Below are 16,200 nucleotides of genomic sequence, written 5' to 3' on the forward strand. Positions count from 1 at the left end.
TCGAACAATGGTCCAAATGTGGGAGGGGGCAAGCCTCCTCCCACATTGGATCGCCACACATCAGGTAGACCGTGTGTTGGCCCCATGCTTTTGCATTTATGCAGTGAATGATCATCGCAGCCGGCCGGGCCTGGCTCTATCCTCGATCCACAACCACAAGATCGAGGTAAGCCCATGCGTGAAGTAGTGATCGTCGACAGCGTGCGAACCGGCCTGGCCAAGTCCTTTCGTGGCAAGTTCAACCAGACCCGCCCCGATGACATGGCGGCCCATTGCGTCAACGCGCTGCTGGCCCGCAATGGCATCGATCCGGCCACCGTGGAGGATTGCATCGTCGGCGCCGGCTCCAACGAAGGCGCCCAGGGCTATAACATCGGGCGTAATGTGGCGGTGCTCTCGCAACTGGGTACCGGCACGGCGGGCATGACCCTCAACCGTTTCTGTTCGTCGGGCTTGCAGGCGATTGCCATCGCCGCCAATCAGATTGCCTCGGGCTGCAGCGACATCATTGTCGCCGGTGGTGTGGAGTCCATCAGCCTGACCATGAAAAGCGTCAACACCGACAACCTGATCAACCCACTGCTCAAAGAGCAGGTGCCGGGCATCTATTTCCCCATGGGGCAGACCGCCGAAATCGTCGCCCGCCGCTATCAGGTCACCCGCCAGGAGCAGGACATCTACGCCCTTCAGAGCCAGCAGCGCACTGCCCAGGCCCAGGCCGATGGCTTGTTCAATGATGAAATCGTGCCGATGGCGGTCAAGTATAAGGTCGAGGACAAGCACAGCGGTGAAGTGCAGATCCTCGATGGCGTGGTGGACCGCGACGACTGCAACCGCCCGGACACCACACTGGCCAGTCTCAGTGGTTTGAAACCGGTATTTGCCGAAGATGGCTCGGTGACGGCGGGCAATTCCTCGCAGCTCTCCGATGGGGCTTCAATGACCCTGGTGATGAGCCTGGAAAAAGCCCTGGCATTGGGGCTCAAGCCCAAGGCATTTTTCCGTGGCTTTACCGTCGCCGGCTGCGAGCCGGACGAAATGGGCATCGGCCCGGTGTTCTCGGTGCCCAAGCTGCTCAAGGCCAAGGGCTTGAAGGTGGCGGATATCGACCTGTGGGAGCTCAATGAAGCCTTTGCTTCGCAGTGCCTGTATGCACGCAACCGCCTGGAGATCGATAACGCCAGGTACAACGTCAATGGCGGCTCGATCTCCATCGGCCACCCGTTCGGCATGACCGGGTCGCGGCAGGTGGGGCATTTGGTGCGGGGGCTGCAACGCCGTAATTTGCGCTACGGCATTGTCACCATGTGCGTGGGCGGCGGCATGGGCGCTACTGGGCTCTTCGAAGCCGTAAGCTGATCAAAATGTGGGAGGGGGCTTGCCCCCGATGGCGACCTGACAGCCGGCCAGCATGTTGGATTAGATCGAGTACATATCCATTCCTGCGGTAACGGCCACTTAGGGTTCCGCTCTTACAGCGGCTCACTTTTGGAAGGACCCAAAAGTGAGCAAAAGGTCCTCGCCCCACCACTCGGCACCTCGCCCAGGCTCGGTGTGCCCGTAATCCGCCATGGATTTGGGGGGCCGCCGCCACGCGCCATCCATGGCGCGGGGCGGCTATCAAGAGCGGCTCGCTTCGCATCGTGGTTACTGAGGGTCGCTACGTCAGAGTTGTATAGATAACCATGGCTATCGGGGGCAAGCCCTAATGCCAGTCAGTTAAGCGAACGAAATGCTCAAAGCGGCGAAGATCAAATGTGGGAGGGGGCTTGCCCGCGAAGACGTCGGCCCAGCAAACATTGATGTTGGCTGACCCACCGCTATAGGGAGCAAGCCCCCCTCCCACATTTGGCCATCCACGTATCCGAATCTGGTCACTTACCCCTAGAATGGCTGCTCCTCCACCTCTGGCTTTTTTTGGGGCACTCATGCACATCTCTTCCGGCCGCTGGGTCTACGGTTTCTTGCTGACTCTGCTGACCGCCTTTCTGTGGGGCATTCTTCCGATCAAGCTCAAGCAGGTCCTGCAGGTCATGGACCCGATCACCGTCACCTGGTTTCGTCTCACAGTGGCCGGCACTTGCTTGTTCGTGTACCTCGCCGCCACCAAGCGCCTGCCCAGCCGCAAGGTGCTCGGCCCCAAGGGCGGTTGGCTGGTGGCCATGGCGGTGTGCGGGCTGGTGGGTAACTACGTGCTGTATCTGGTTGGCCTTAAGATGCTCAGCCCCGGCACCGCCCAATTGGTGGTGCAGATGGGCCCGATCTTCCTGATGATCGCCAGCGTGTTTGTCTTCAAGGAGCGTTTCAGCCTGGGGCAGGTCCTCGGCCTGGTGCTGCTGATTATCGGCTTCGGCCTGTTTTTCAATCAGCGCCTCGTGGAGTTGCTGACGTCCCTGGGCACTTATACCGCCGGGGTGCTGACCATCCTGCTGGCCACCTCGATCTGGGTGTTCTATGCCTTGGGCCAGAAGCAATTGTTGACGGTATGGAATTCCTTGCAGGTGATGATGGTGATCTACCTGTTCTGCGCGTTGCTGCTCACGCCGTGGGCGCATCCCCTGGAGGCGTTGCAGTTGAGCCCCCTGCAAGGCTGGCTGTTGCTGGCGTGCTGCATGAATACGCTGGTGGCGTATGGCGCGTTTGCCGAAGCGCTGGCCCACTGGGAGGCGTCGCGGGTGAGTGCGACCCTGGCGTTGACGCCGCTGGTGACCTTTGTCGCGGTGGCGCTGGCGGCGTGGCTGTGGCCGGATTATGTCCAGGCCGAAGAGATCAACGCCCTGGGCTACTTCGGCGCATTCGTGGTGGTCTTGGGGTCAGCTGCAGTCGCCCTGGCGCCGTCGCTGCTCGCCGGGCTCAAGGCCCGGCGGCTGCGCATGGCGGTTTAGCTACCGAGCATGTTTTCCGGACGTACCCACTGGTCGAACTCGGCGTCGGTGAGGTAGCCCAGCTCCAGCGCGGCTTCGCGCAGTGTCAGCCCTTCGGCGTAGGCTTTCTTGGCGATCTCTGCCGATTTGTCGTAGCCGATATGCGGGTTGAGTGCGGTGACCAGCATCAGCCCGCGCTCCAGGTGTTCGGCCATTTTCTCGGCGTCGGGCTCAAGACCGGCGATGCAGTGCTCCTGGAAGTTGTTGCAGCCGTCGGCCAGCAGGCGGATCGATTCGAGCAGGTTATGGATGATCACCGGCTTGTACACATTCAACTGTAAGTGCCCTTGGCTGGCGGCCATGCTGATGGTCACGTCGTTGCCCAGCACCTGGCAGGCCAGCATCGACAGCGCTTCGCACTGGGTGGGGTTGACCTTGCCCGGCATGATCGAACTGCCCGGTTCGTTGGCCGGTAGCTTGACTTCGGCCAGGCCGGCCCGTGGGCCTGAACCTAGCAGGCGCAGGTCATTGGCGATTTTCATCAGCGCTACGGCCAGGGTTTTCAACGCGCCGTGCAAGGTCACCAATGGCTCATGGCCGGAGAGGGCGGCGAATTTGTTCGGCGCGGTCACGAAGGGCAGGCCCGACAACGCTGCCAGCTCGGAAGCAATCGCCTCGCCAAAGCCGTGGGGTGCATTGAGCCCGGTGCCCACCGCTGTGCCGCCTTGGGCCAGCTCGCACACGGCGGGCAGGGCACTGCGGATCGCCCGCTCTGCGTAATCGAGCTGGGCGATAAACGCCGAGAGTTCCTGGCCGAAGGTGATCGGCGTGGCGTCCATCATGTGGGTGCGCCCGGTCTTGACCAGCTTCATATGCCGTGCAGCCAGCTCCGCCAGGCCACCGGACAAGGTCGCAATCGCCGGCAGCAACTGCTGATGCACCGCCTGCACTGCAGCAATGCTCATGGCAGTAGGGAAGCAGTCGTTGGAGCTCTGGGAGCGGTTGACGTGGTCATTGGGATGCACCGGGCTCTTGCCGCCGCGGTTATTGCCTGCCAGTTCGTTGGCGCGACCGGCGATCACTTCATTGGCGTTCATGTTGCTCTGGGTGCCACTGCCGGTCTGCCAGACTACCAGAGGGAACTGGTCGTCATGTTGACCCTCGAGGATCTCGTCGGCGGCCTGTTCGATCAGCCGGGCGATATCGGCGGGCAGGTCGCCGTTGCGGTCATTGACCCGGGCGGCGGCCTTCTTGATCAGGGCCAGGGCATGCAATACCGCCAGCGGCATACGTTGCTCGCCAATCGCGAAGTTGACCAGCGAACGTTGGGTTTGCGCGCCCCAATACGCATCATCAGGGACCTGTACTTCTCCCAGGCTGTCGGTTTCGATACGGCTCATCGGGCACCCTCCTTATCCAGTCGTGATTGGTCAGTTTAGGCCCTGACGGCTGCCGTGGGTTCCCTAAATCGGTATTTGTGCCATTGCGCCCCGCAAAACCAGGGCCTGCGTGGGGTGGGGTTGAGCCGCGAGGTTTTTTAGGCGCAGAATGGGCGCCCTTGGGGTCTTACCTCGCCTGCTAGAAAAGGAAACTCGATGACTCGTCTTCGTGCCATCTGTACCGCGGTTGCTCTGGTTTGCGCCAGCGGCCAGGTTTTTGCCGATACCGCCAGCCACAACGCCAGTGCCGAAGCCTTCCTTACCCTGGCCCATGCTGACAAGCTGGGGACCCCGGTGTACATGCAAGTGCAGCAAATGTTCGCCCAGCGCTTCGAACAGACCAAGGCGCCTGCCGCCAAGCAGTCTGTACTGGACAGCTACCAGGCCAAGGCCAACGCTGCCCTGGACCAGGCTATCGGCTGGCCGAAGCTTAAACCGGACATGGTCAAGCTCTACACCACCAATTTCAGCGAATCGGAACTCAAGGACCTGGTAGCTTTCTACCAGTCGCCACTGGGCAAGAAAGTCCTGGAAAAAATGCCACAACTGACCCAGCAATCGGCCCAGATGACCCAGGCCAAGCTGGAAAGCGCGGTGCCGGTGGTGAACAAGCTGTTGGAAGACATGACCAACGAGCTGACGCCAAAAGCCGCCGCACCGGCCAAGAAGAAGTAAGCAGGAATGACCATGCAACAGCGTATCGAAACGGCGCTCGCCGCCCTGGAGCCGCAACACTTGGACGTGCTGGATGAGAGCCATATGCATAGTCGTGGGTTGCAGACCCACTTCAAGGCCGTGCTGGTCAGCTCGCAGTTCGAGGGGCTCAACCGCGTCAAGCGCCACCAGAAGGTCTACGCCACCCTGGGTGACCTGATGAGCGAGTTTCATGCGTTGGCGCTGCATACCTATACGCCTGATGAATGGGCGAAAATCGACGCAGCCCCGGCCTCGCCGACCTGCGCCGGCGGGCATTGAGCGCAGCCCCGACCCGCGCGAGCGGGTCGGGGCGATGCCAGTACCTGGATACACAAAACATCCTCCAGCACCACCTTTCTCCACACCTCATCCCTAGGCTTTCAGGATTACATATCCAGCACTAAGGTCTTGAGGTCATGTCTGCTTCCATCCATCGAAACACGCCGTCCCTGGCTGCATTCGACCCGCGTGGGTTAACTGTTCGTAACATCGATTACCACCGCTCAAGCGCAGAGGTTGAACCGCAGGCGCGCATTCATCGTCAGGTGTTTGGCAGTACGGGCATGATGATTGAACAATGGGACCCACGTCTGTCGCAGTTGTCACGCTCTCAGCCTGCCACCCCGGCTAATCAACGCACGGTCTATAGCCTTGGCGGACAAGTGTTGCGCACCGACAGCGTGGACGCCGGCTGGCGACTGACACTGATGGGCGAAGCCGGGAATTTACTGGAAGAGTGGGATGGGCGTGGCGCTCACCAGACTCATCACTACGATCAATATCTACGCCCGGTCGCCGTCTTCGAGCAGGCGGCCAATGACGAGCAAGCGCTGTGCGTCGAGCGTATTGCCTATGCTTTACCCTCGGCTGAAGAGGCTGCACGCAACCGCTGTGGCCAAGTGGTTCGCCACGATGACGGTGGCGGCTCGGTGTTCCACGAATTCTATGGGCTGCACGCGCAGGTTGAGCAGCAGACCCGACGCTTCCGGCAGGCGGATGCTGCGTTGGATTGGCCCCAAGCCGATGCACAACGCGAGGTGCGCCTGGAGCCCGAGAGGTTCCAGACCTCCATTGGGTTTAACGCGCTGGGTGAACGCTTGCATCACACGGACGCCAAGGGTAATCGCGTCGACTACGCCTATGCCGTTGACGGCCTACCGGCGAGTATCTTCGTCACCCCCATGGGCGGCGCGTCTACGCAGGTGTTGAGCCAGCGCGAATATAACGCAGCCGGCCAGGTGCTCAGTGAACGCGCCGGCAACGGTGTTGTGCGCACCATGCAATACCGCGAGTTCGATGGTCGCTTGCGGCAAATGACCGCCCGTCTGCCCGCACAACCGGGCGCAGCGTTGCAAGACCTGAGCTACGACTATGACGGCGTTGGCAACATCGTGCGCATCGATGACCTTGCCCAGCCGACGCAATGGTCGAGCAACACCCGAATCAGTTCGGCCAGCCTTTATGAGTACGACACGTTATCGCAACTGACCAAGGCCACCGGCCGCGAAACCGCCGGCAATACCGCCGGTCCTGCGTTACCGGCGAGGGTGGCGTTTGGCTCGACAGACGACAGCGTATGGCGTCGCTACACCCAGCGGTTCAGCTATGACGTTGCCGGCAATTTGCTTGAGTTGCAGCATGTGCCCAGCAGCGGCACGGGCTTCACGCGGCAGATGAGCGTGGCCGCAGGCAGCAATCATTTTCTGCCGCAGGCCTATGGCAAGACCGCGCCCGGGTTGGGGCAGGGCTTTGACGACAACGGCAATCTGCAAACGCTGGGAGGCGATCAAAAGATGGCTTGGGATGTGCGCAATCAACTGGTGCGCCTCACGCAGCTGCGGCGTGAGGGCGGCAACGACGATGAAGAACGCTACGCCTACGATGCCACCGGTCGGCGCATCCTCAAACGCCGGGTCTCCCAGGCCCGGGGCGTGGTGCATACGGCCGAAGTGCGCTACTTGCCGGAACTGGAAGTTCGCCATGACAGCGCAACGGGTGAGCAACTGAATGTACTCAACCTCGATGTCGGTACTACCACCGTCCGCGTCCTGATTTGGGATCGCCACCCCTCGGGCGTCCGCCAGGATGCGCAGATCCGTTACGGCTTATCGGACCACTTGGGCAGCAGCACTATGGAGCTGGGCGAGCAGGCGCAACTGCTTAGCCAGGAAAGCTATTATCCCTACGGCGGTACCGCGTGGTGGGCGGCGAAAAGCGCCAGCGAGGCGAGCTATAAATTCATCCGTTATTCGGGCAAGGAGCGCGATGCCAGTGGGCTGTCCTACTACGGCTTCAGGTATTACGCGCCGTGGTTGTATCGCTGGATCAGCCCGGACCCGACCGGCGATGCTGACGGTTTGAATTTGTACGCCATGGTCGGCGGCAACCCCGTCAGCAAGATCGATGAGCAGGGGCTGACGGCGACACCGGCTTTGGAACAACCTCGGCAGACTCAACTACGCAGGCTTTCCATCAGTCGCAGGCTCGCGCATATGCAGCTCATTTTGCGACCCAGGATACAAGCGGCTTCATCGGCTGCGATTCGCGATGGTTTATCCGCCTATATTTCCAATACCTTCTGGACGGGTGTCGATCTGGCGGTGTTCAGCAACATCCAGCCGACGGCGCAACGCAATCAAATCTTGCGCATGACCGTTGCGGCACTGGATGCAGTGTCCACGGCACATATGAGCACTGGTATTGTCGGTAACTGGACGCAATATGCACCCCATGTAGGTGCTGTTCTTGCAGGTGCCGCGGGCATGGGATATGCCGTTTATGGCGACTCGATAGGTGATCAAGCCGAGCACAGCTGGGACCCGGTAGCGGTCCAGCGGTTGGGCGGGCATGTGCGCGCGCTCTCCAGGGAACTCGCGCAGCAGGTCCTCCGTGGGCACGGTACTGGCGTCTCCTGGGGCAGCACGCCCCTGCGCGGCAGGTTGACGCGCACCGCCGGGGCGACGGCGGCCTATGCCCTTGCTACCGTGGCCAACGCGGTATACGGCGGGGAAGTGCCTGCGCTGATGCTACCCAATGTTTCACCTGCAATAGAAGCCTACGATGCAGCGGCGGGAACGATGATTCGTGGCGGTCACCCAACGGCTGTCCACGATCCCCATGGCCAGACCCTGCAGCTGCCAGACCCTGCCGCGACGATGCACGGTGGGCTGAGCAGAATGTTCAATCAGGTGTGGACGCACTGGGCCGCGTCCGGTGTCGAGGCATTGGCCGTTGCGCTGACGGGCTTGCCCATGGCCGCCCAAGGCCGAATGACACGCAACCTTGTGATGGCGGCCCGCGGCATGATTGCCGCGCTGACCGAATGGCGCAGCTTGTTCGTACAGTTCGCCAGGGGCGGATATTCGACCTTGGCGACGAGCTGGCGCCCAAGCCCACGCTCCAGGTAGGGGGGAATGGGCCGCCGTCCTGTCGGGTTGCCACGGATTCAAGCCTGCGTTGACCGTTCCCACTCTGCGTGGGAGCGAACAAAAACTGGAAAGCGCACGCGCTTTGACGATCCGGTCAGCCGGGCACTTATCGTTCGTCTGTCAGTGCTTTGGAGAGGGAGCTTGCAGCTCTTCGTAGGTATCGTTTTCATCCTCATTGACGGTGTACCAGGCCCAATAGGTGGTACGCCGTATGAATCCTGCTGCGGTCAATGTCTTCGTCGGGCGGCCGAGAGGGTCGTAGAACTGTCGGTCGCTGTGGCCCAGCTCACGCATGGAATGATCATTGACGTAGGCGTGCTTGTCAGCGAAGTAGGGGCGGTAGATGCGAATGACCAGGCCCTTGTTGTTGTATTCAACACGCTCGCTGACGCGCCAGCGGGGGTCGGCATGCACTTGGCGCAGCTGTTTCTTGAAAGTGCCGGGTACCGTATCGGGTAGGTTGTCGACCAGCAGGTTGCCCTGGTCGTCGAGCGCATTGGCCAGGCCTGGCTCAGTCTTTTGCTTGGTCTGCAAGGTACGACCAAAGCCATCCCAACAGGTCAAGGTCATGCGGATCTGTTGGGCGGCATCGTCCGGGTAGCGGTCGGCTTGCAACATGAGCCCATGCACCGGGGTCCGGCTGGCTTTGTCGATCAACGCCTGGAGTTGTTTGTCGCTGTCGCTGAGCCCCTGGCGACCGCTACCCTGGCGCGCTCGTGCACTCAGACGTGCCCTCGCACCCGCGCGGATATGCCCGCTGGGGAGCAGATAGGCTTTGGCGACCCACTCCGGCTTGACCATGGCCAAGTCGACCGCGCCCATCCAACTGAACGGGGCGTAGCAGTGTAGGCTGGCCATGCTCTGCAACACGCTTTGCGCGTTTTCTATGGCAAACGCGGGCGTTACATCCTTGAGCGGGCGGTAGCTCTCCAACGCGGCGAAACCCACTGTGAGGTTATGTTCGTGGCCGCGAAAAGTGTTGACGAGCATTTGCCCAAAACCGTCATACAGCGCTTCTTGAATATTGCCATTGGGGTCGACAATTTTTGTCGGCAGCAGCAGGCGATAGTCGTATTCGGCTTTGGTCACACAACCGTCCGGCGTCTTTACACGCACGGTTTGCAGCGTATAGGGGTCATAGTTGAGTGTTGTTTCGCCATGGGCCTTGGTGGTCCGCAGCGCCCTTAACCGATAAAACTGGGTAGCCTTGCCATAGCGCGGAAAGTGCCGGCGAATCGACCATAGACGATTTTCCTCGGGCGGCACCTCGCCGTCGAATAGAAAAAACAGCTCCATGGAGTGATAGCCGCTGTCGCTGAGCTTTTTTACCAGATCAACCGCAGGTTGGTCAGGCATCGCCGGTATGTGCTTGTAGACATTCAGGCCGTTGTCATCCAGCTCTGCGGTTTCCAGGTAGTCAGTCAAGGCCTGGGCATTGGCGACGCCGGGCTCCAGGGTTTTACCGAGGCCACCGGCTTGTCGATAGCGCTGCACCGACAAACTGCTCAGCTCGCGTTTGGCGCCTGCGGCCAATGGCCCGTCGTGGTTGTCGATGAACTTTTCATAGGCGATACGCCCAAGCTCTAACCCACCGGCCGCTGGCGCTTTGCCCAGCACCAGGGCATTGTTTCGTTGGCGGTACGGCAAGGCCAGACGCCAGTTTTGTGCGTCGTCCAGATGAATGTGCTGTGCCAGCGTTTCGCTCAGGTAATAGAACTGCTGTGCGCTGTCATGGGTATCGCGCCACCAACGCTTGTGATACTCATCGACCAGCACGGCGGGTGGTGAGCCGTAGGCGCTGGTACGGCGGGCGTAATGCAGGGTGACACCATGCACCAGGCAGCCATAGGCGTCCCAGCGCAGGTTGATCTGGTGCTGGCACACGGGATCGTCTTCCACCCCTTCATACTGATAGCTGATCGACTCCAGGGCTAATGGCAGTAGCCGGGCATAGGGCGTATGGGCATTGTTCGGCGCCAGTTCGCGGATCAGATAACGCTGTTGCTTGACGCAATAGGGTAGGGTGTCGTGCGCCGGCTCCGCCGCTGCCACCTCCACCCGTAGCACACTGCCGCTGAGTGCACGTGCCACTTCGCGTGCCAACGGTGGCGCAGGATCGCTGATCAAGTCGTCGTGGTGATCCAGCGGCTGTGCCCCGGACGTCGCTTTGTAGCGGCTGACCAGCGTGGGGCCCATGGCTTTGGCCTGGGGGTCGTGAGTGCTATGGCCGAGGGTGGGCATGTCGATGGATTGCCCGGTATGAAACCAGGTTTTGGTGCGCACGGGGGCGCTGAAACCCTGGGTGTGTTGCGTGTCTTTGCTGCTCTCGGTGTCGGTTTGCAGCACAAGCCCGAAACCACCAAATTCGCGGTCCGTGCGGTCGTAATAAGCCTGGCGATAGCGCCAGTGTTGGGTCAGTTGGTTGCCGGTAATCTCGTCTCGTTGGGTTTGTTGGCTGACCAGCAGCAGCGCAAAGGGTAACTGGCTGATCGCAGGTTGGCCCTTGGCATGCAGCTCGCGTTTCTCGTCCAGCCACTCTTGGGCACTGCTGCGATATTTGATCGACGCCTGGGCGCCCATATTGTTGTAGGTGCGCGTGAGCAGCCAGGGCTTCTGGCTGAAAAAGTCATAGCGCCAGTGGCTGGGGGTCTGGTGGGCTGCGGTCAGGATCAGGCTTGGACAGCCCAGGCCGAGCACATCGATAACGCTGACCTGGCAGTGGTTGTCATACTGCACGCCCTCTGGCCAAGGGACGTGGATCGCCTGTGTCTCAAAGCCGTTGCCGCCTTTGTTGAGGAAAATACTCAAGTGAGTGGCGCTCAAATACAGCAGGTCTGCCGCGCCGCCGCCATTGAGGTCGACGAGCAGTACATGCGCCGCATTGAACGTTTGATAACGAAACGGCAATGTAGCCAATACAAAACCCCGGGCGAAACGACCCCGACCCAGGTTCGGCCAACATTTCACCTCGTTATGCCGGATACGCACCAGATGCTGTTGGCCCGTGGCGAGTACATCGCTGAACGCCACCAGTTCATTGGGTGAGTAGGAAATGATCGGCAACCCATCGTCGGGCGTATACGGCACCTCAGTGGCGGGTGCGAAGCCGGATGTTCGGCGATTTTCATACAGGCGTACGCTACGCGGGCCGATCATCGCAAAGTCATGACGGCCTGCCCCCATCAAGTCAGCGAGCATGCCCTGGGGGTGGAAGAACTCCGACGGGAATGCATCGAACGGCGTATAGACTGACCAATTGTGCTGTTCGTCCTGGCTGAAAAAACCGTTGAGCCCGGTCCCGGCCACCAGCCAGTCCAAACGCCCGTCGCCATCCACATCGGCCAGCGCCTGGTGGATGGGCCGCGTGCTGTCGGCGACCGGCACCCGCGTCAACTCCCGCGCCGCACCGTAGCTCACCTCGTCGCTGGTTTGCGGGTGTTGCGGCCTCAGCGGTTCACGGTAATACCAACTGTTGTCTGCGCGATACAACATACCGGGCAGGCCGTCGCCGTACAGATCTACCAGTTGATAACGATCACCGTCATGCAGCTTGGGCAATGCATTGAATGCCTGGTAGCGGTCCGGGTCGACCTTGAGATGGCTCGATTGATGAAAACACTCCAGCGGCGGGCGGCTCACGCTATTGCCCGCGCTGTCGAAGGCCTGCTCATGGACCCCGCTCAACAGGCTGACATGGCTGGGTGCGTGGTATTCCAGCAGCAAGCGCTTGGCCAGTACCGGCTCGGCACCCATTCGCGCTTCTTTGGGGAAGTGGTGAAACATCAGGATCTGGCTGCACCGGCGCAGGGTGCGTAACTCGAAGCCGAAGGCAAAATCCGAGCAGGGGTCGGGTCGTTCCGGCCAATCCCGGATTTTCTGGTACGTCGGCCGCCTATCCAGTTCAAGGGCGCGTTCACCATAATCAAAGAGCAATTGAAAGTGCCAGCCCACGTCCGGTTTATCGTCGGTCTGCCAGAGGTAAAGCTGCTCGTGCTCACGGGCGGTGAAGTTGCCGTAGCAGACACTTTCCAGGTAATGCCGGGCTCGACAATCCCTGGGGTAGCGCGTGTTATCGGTTTCTTTTGTGTAGTGATAATAAATGTGCTCACCGTGGGCATTCAGGCTTTCCTGCAACAACCACTGCGCCACGTGGTGCGCGTGGTCCGGATCGGCAATTCGGGCCAAGGGGGTTTTTCCGTAAAAGTGCTGACTGCCATCGGCACTGTGTATCAGCCAGAAGCCGGCGGTGTCGGTTGCCGATTGCCAGTGTTCGATACGGTCGAAGCGGGTCTCGACCCTGGGGAAGTGGCGGGTGACCGTATACGCGATGGACAGTGGCAAGCCTTTGAATGAAGCAAGGCGGCTGCTGCTGATCACGCCGTTGGCGTCGCGTTCAGGTAGCCAGATTTGCGCGTCGGGGCCCACCAATACATCGTGCATCGTGTAGTCAGGCACGCCATGGGAGGTACGCCGGCTGACGGCGCCCAGGGGCAGCCCCCAGCCCAGGCCGAAGGGGCCGTTACCGGCGCCGCTGTGGTAGGTCAGCGACATGGCCGGCGCATAGCCGCGCGCGGGAGAGATCGGCAAGGGAATTTCAAAGCTTGCTGTACCACTGGAGCCGATATCGCCCCAGCCCTTGCCGGTGCCTTGGATGGCAGCACCGCCTTTGGGCAGTGTCGGGGTATTGACCTGCAGTTTGAGAGTGTCGTCGCTCATGCCTGACCCCAACTGGCTGCGGCGGGGGTGCAAGGGTGTGTGTGGTCAATCAGTTGAGCGAGCAAGGAGCTGCTGTCGGCTTGCATATTCATACGTTCCTTCACTCCCGCCGATGGGTTCGGCGGGCAATGAAAAAACGCTATCACGCAGGTTGACGGGGCCGGGCATAGGTATTTAAACCGCCGCAGCCCAGTATCTGTGGCGATAACGCTTGCTCTCGTTGGGCTGCGTAGCAGTCCCAATGGTATTCAGTCCTTGTAATTAGACACATAAAACATCCTCGTAATACCCCCACTGCACAGAGCAGCTCCCTAGAGTTTTTTTGACCTTAGCTAGTCAGGTCATGAGTTCATGTCTAATTCTTTGCATCGAAATACACCTACCTTGAAGGCCACGGATCCTCGCGGACTGGCTGTACGTACCGTTGAATATCACCGCCAGAGCGTGACCCAGGCTCCGCAGGCACGGGTTACCCGACAGGTTTTTGGGGCCAGTGGTTTTTTGTCCGGTCAGTGGGACCCGCGGCAATGTGCGCGGGGATCTGGCGGTGTGGCATCGCAATCGAACATTTTCAGTCTGTCGGGCGAGACGGTTCGCACCGAGAGCGCCGATGCCGGCTGGCGCCTGATATTACGCGGCGAAGCGGGCCAGCCGTTGCACACCTGGGATTCGCGTCAAGCCCATCAGGAGCAACGCTACGACCGTCTGCTACGCCCGGTGGCAGTATTTGAACAGACTGCGAATGAGCCACGGCCGCGTTGTGTAGAGCGCCTGGCCTATGGGGCAGCCGAGGTGGCCGGCAACCGTTGTGGACGGCTGATTCGTCACGCGGACCCGGCCGGTGTTGTGTTGATGGATGAGTACGGGATCGGTGGGAACGTCATCAAGCAGACTCGACGGTTTCGCATGGACACTTCGGCAGTTGACTGGCCATCGAGCGATGACAATCAAGCTGAACAGCTGGAAACCAAAGCCCATACCACGACCTGGCGCTACGATGCCTTGGGGGCGCTGCTGGAGCAGATCGACGCCAGGGGCAATCGCCGGCACTGGCGCTATGGGCGGCAAGGTTGGCTGCAGGAGGTTGCGCTGACCCTGCGTGAGGGTACACGCCAAGTGTTGATGAACCAGCGCGTGTACAACGCCAGCGGCTTGGTGGAGTCCGAACGGCTAGGCAATGAAGTCACCAAAGTGGCGAAATACGCCGCTGAGGATAATCGTTTGCTGCAGTTGACGGTGTATCGCAAGGGCGAGGCTATCCAGCCTTTACAGGACCTTGTGTACGAGTACGACCCGGTCGGTAATATCCTCAGCCTCAGCGACCAGGCCCAGCCGACTCAATGGCACAGCAATGCGCGCATTGATGCGGTCAGTCGTTACCAGTACGACAGTCTTTACCAGTTAACCCAGGCCAGCGGTCGGGAAAATGCTGTTGGCAGCGGTGGTCAGGCAGCCCCGGGGCGGGTGGCGTTTGGTGCAACCGGCGACGGACTCTGGCGCAATTACACCCAGCATTATACCTACGACGAGCATGGCAACCTGACACGCCTGCGCCATGTGGCGAGCAGTGGCGCAGGGTATACCCGGGACATGAGTGTAGCGGTGGGCAGCAATCGCGCCTTGTCGGTCACTGACGGTGCGGCGCAACACTGGGCGACGATGTTTGATGCCAACGGTAACCAGCAATCGCTGGGCGGCGGCCAACGGTTAGGCTGGAACGTGCGTAATCAACTCACCCATGCCACCCAGGTGCGGCGTGAACAGGGTGATCCTGATGTGGAAAATTACCTCTACGACGGCCAGGGCCAGCGGGCTGCCAAGATCAGAAGCCAACGGGTCGCGGGTAAACCCCATACGCAACTGACGTGCTACTTGCCGGGTTTGCACCTGCATATACAACCTGGCAAGCGTTTGAACGTGCTGGAGATTGATACGGGCGGCGGTCGTGTCACGGTGTTGCAATGGGAGCACGGTCGCCCCAGTGATATGAGCGCCGAGAAGTTGCAATTCAGCATCCTCGATCACCTCAGCAGCAGTTTACTTGAGCTGGACGAGCACGCGCAGTTGCTGAGCCAGGAGCACTACTATCCGTATGGCATGACGGCGTGGTGGGCTACCAACGATACGCAGCGAGCCAACTATAAGATTCGCCGCTACGCGGGCAAGGAGCGCGACGCGACAGGGTTGTATTACTACGGATATCGGTATTACGCGCCGTGGCTGCAACGCTGGATCAGTCCGGACCCACTGGGTGACGTGGACGGTTTGAATCTGTATGCGATGGCGCTGGGCAATCCCTTGCGGTTCAGGGATGCCGATGGTGGGCAAACGTTGTTCGGCGAGCAATTCCAACCAGGTCGAGGCGATATCCTTTTCGGCTTGGCGAATACTGTGCGTAGCTATCGTAGCTTCTGGTCGAAGCTGACGGCACGTGGAGACATCATGGCCGCCTATGTCGGAATTGATGAAATAGGGCCGGCAACAGCGGCGCTGGCAGAAAGCGTCAGTGCGCACGTTCGGTACGGGCTCGGCAGGATGAGCGAGGCCAGGTACAGGCAAACGATCAGTGAGCAAGGCGTACAGGTCGCACAGCAGTTCTATGGCGCTGTTGTGGCGAAGTATTCGGGCTGTACATCGACCACCGCCAACCGGGAGTTCGCGAAGAAATTTGTCAGTGATCTTGCTTCTGGCGACTATTCATTCGAGCGCACCCTTGAAGACTACATAGACGTGGACTTGATTGACTTCCAGCATAAGTTGGTCAGCCGCATCAGTAAGTCGTCATTGAAGACCCTGACGGACCCTGAAAGCATGCGCCATGTGCATTTTGCTCTTGATGATCTGGACCTGAATCGGGTAATCGATAAGTCCCAGTCTTCTGCCACAGGTTCGGAACTGCGCTGGCTTTATCGGCATCGACAGCAACTGGCAGGCCGCGTGACGTTCTATCGGCACCAACAGCGGGTCGATGCGCCTTGGGAATCCAACTCGTCCGCGTGGCGCAGCTATAAACCCGCCAGTTCCAGGGCTTCAAGGCGGGCGGTACGCTGATTGAAC

Annotated in this window: 8 protein-coding genes; 6 read left to right on the top strand and 2 right to left on the bottom strand. The window is 60.3% G+C overall.

The window, feature by feature from the left end; genetic code table 11:
• Positions 1 to 174 precede the first annotated feature (174 nt).
• Together ASD70_RS27510 and ASD70_RS27515 are read left to right on the top strand one after the other, a co-directional pair.
• Positions 175 to 1,359, top strand: a complete 1,185-nt coding sequence (locus ASD70_RS27510; protein WP_056847965.1) for a thiolase family protein — start codon at positions 175 to 177, stop codon at positions 1,357 to 1,359.
• 569 nt (positions 1,360 to 1,928) lie between these two features.
• The gene (locus ASD70_RS27515) at positions 1,929 to 2,885 is read left to right on the top strand and encodes a DMT family transporter (RefSeq protein WP_056847966.1); all 957 of its coding nucleotides are present in this window, start codon (positions 1,929 to 1,931) and stop codon (positions 2,883 to 2,885) included.
• On the opposite strand, the gene ASD70_RS27520 is transcribed toward ASD70_RS27515, so the two are convergent.
• Positions 2,882 to 4,264: a class II fumarate hydratase gene (locus tag ASD70_RS27520; RefSeq protein WP_046071885.1), complete on the bottom strand. Its 1,383-nt coding sequence runs from the start codon at positions 4,262 to 4,264 to the stop codon at positions 2,882 to 2,884. The genes ASD70_RS27515 and ASD70_RS27520 overlap by 4 nt on opposite strands.
• Before the next feature lie 195 nt (positions 4,265 to 4,459).
• On the opposite strand from ASD70_RS27520, the gene ASD70_RS27525 reads away from it, so the two are divergent.
• The 3 genes from ASD70_RS27525 to ASD70_RS27535 all read left to right on the top strand — a co-directional run bounded on the left by ASD70_RS27525 (position 4,460) and on the right by ASD70_RS27535 (position 8,406).
• The gene (locus ASD70_RS27525; RefSeq protein ID WP_003236690.1) at positions 4,460 to 4,978 is read left to right on the top strand and encodes a DUF2059 domain-containing protein; all 519 of its coding nucleotides are present in this window, start codon (positions 4,460 to 4,462) and stop codon (positions 4,976 to 4,978) included.
• Between the two features lie 6 nt (positions 4,979 to 4,984).
• A complete protein-coding gene (locus tag ASD70_RS27530; RefSeq protein WP_046071886.1) occupies positions 4,985 to 5,278 on the top strand; it encodes a BolA family protein in 294 nt (97 codons plus the stop codon).
• Positions 5,279 to 5,415: 137 nt separating this feature from the next.
• A complete protein-coding gene (locus tag ASD70_RS27535) occupies positions 5,416 to 8,406 on the top strand; it encodes an RHS repeat-associated core domain-containing protein (protein ID WP_056847967.1) in 2,991 nt (996 codons plus the stop codon).
• A 141-nt stretch (positions 8,407 to 8,547) separates the two neighbouring features.
• Here ASD70_RS27535 and ASD70_RS27540 read toward each other — a convergent pair whose 3' ends face one another.
• On the bottom strand, positions 8,548 to 13,143 hold the full coding sequence (locus tag ASD70_RS27540) for a SpvB/TcaC N-terminal domain-containing protein (protein ID WP_056847968.1): 4,596 nt from the start codon (positions 13,141 to 13,143) through the stop codon (positions 8,548 to 8,550).
• Positions 13,144 to 13,692: 549 nt separating this feature from the next.
• On the opposite strand from ASD70_RS27540, the gene ASD70_RS27545 reads away from it, so the two are divergent.
• A complete protein-coding gene (locus ASD70_RS27545) occupies positions 13,693 to 16,194 on the top strand; it encodes an RHS repeat-associated core domain-containing protein (protein ID WP_236708748.1) in 2,502 nt (833 codons plus the stop codon).
• Positions 16,195 to 16,200: the final 6 nt, after the last annotated feature.

The sequence above is a fragment of the Pseudomonas sp. Root569 genome (genome assembly GCF_001427465.1).
Taxonomy (GTDB): domain Bacteria; phylum Pseudomonadota; class Gammaproteobacteria; order Pseudomonadales; family Pseudomonadaceae; genus Aquipseudomonas; species Aquipseudomonas synxantha.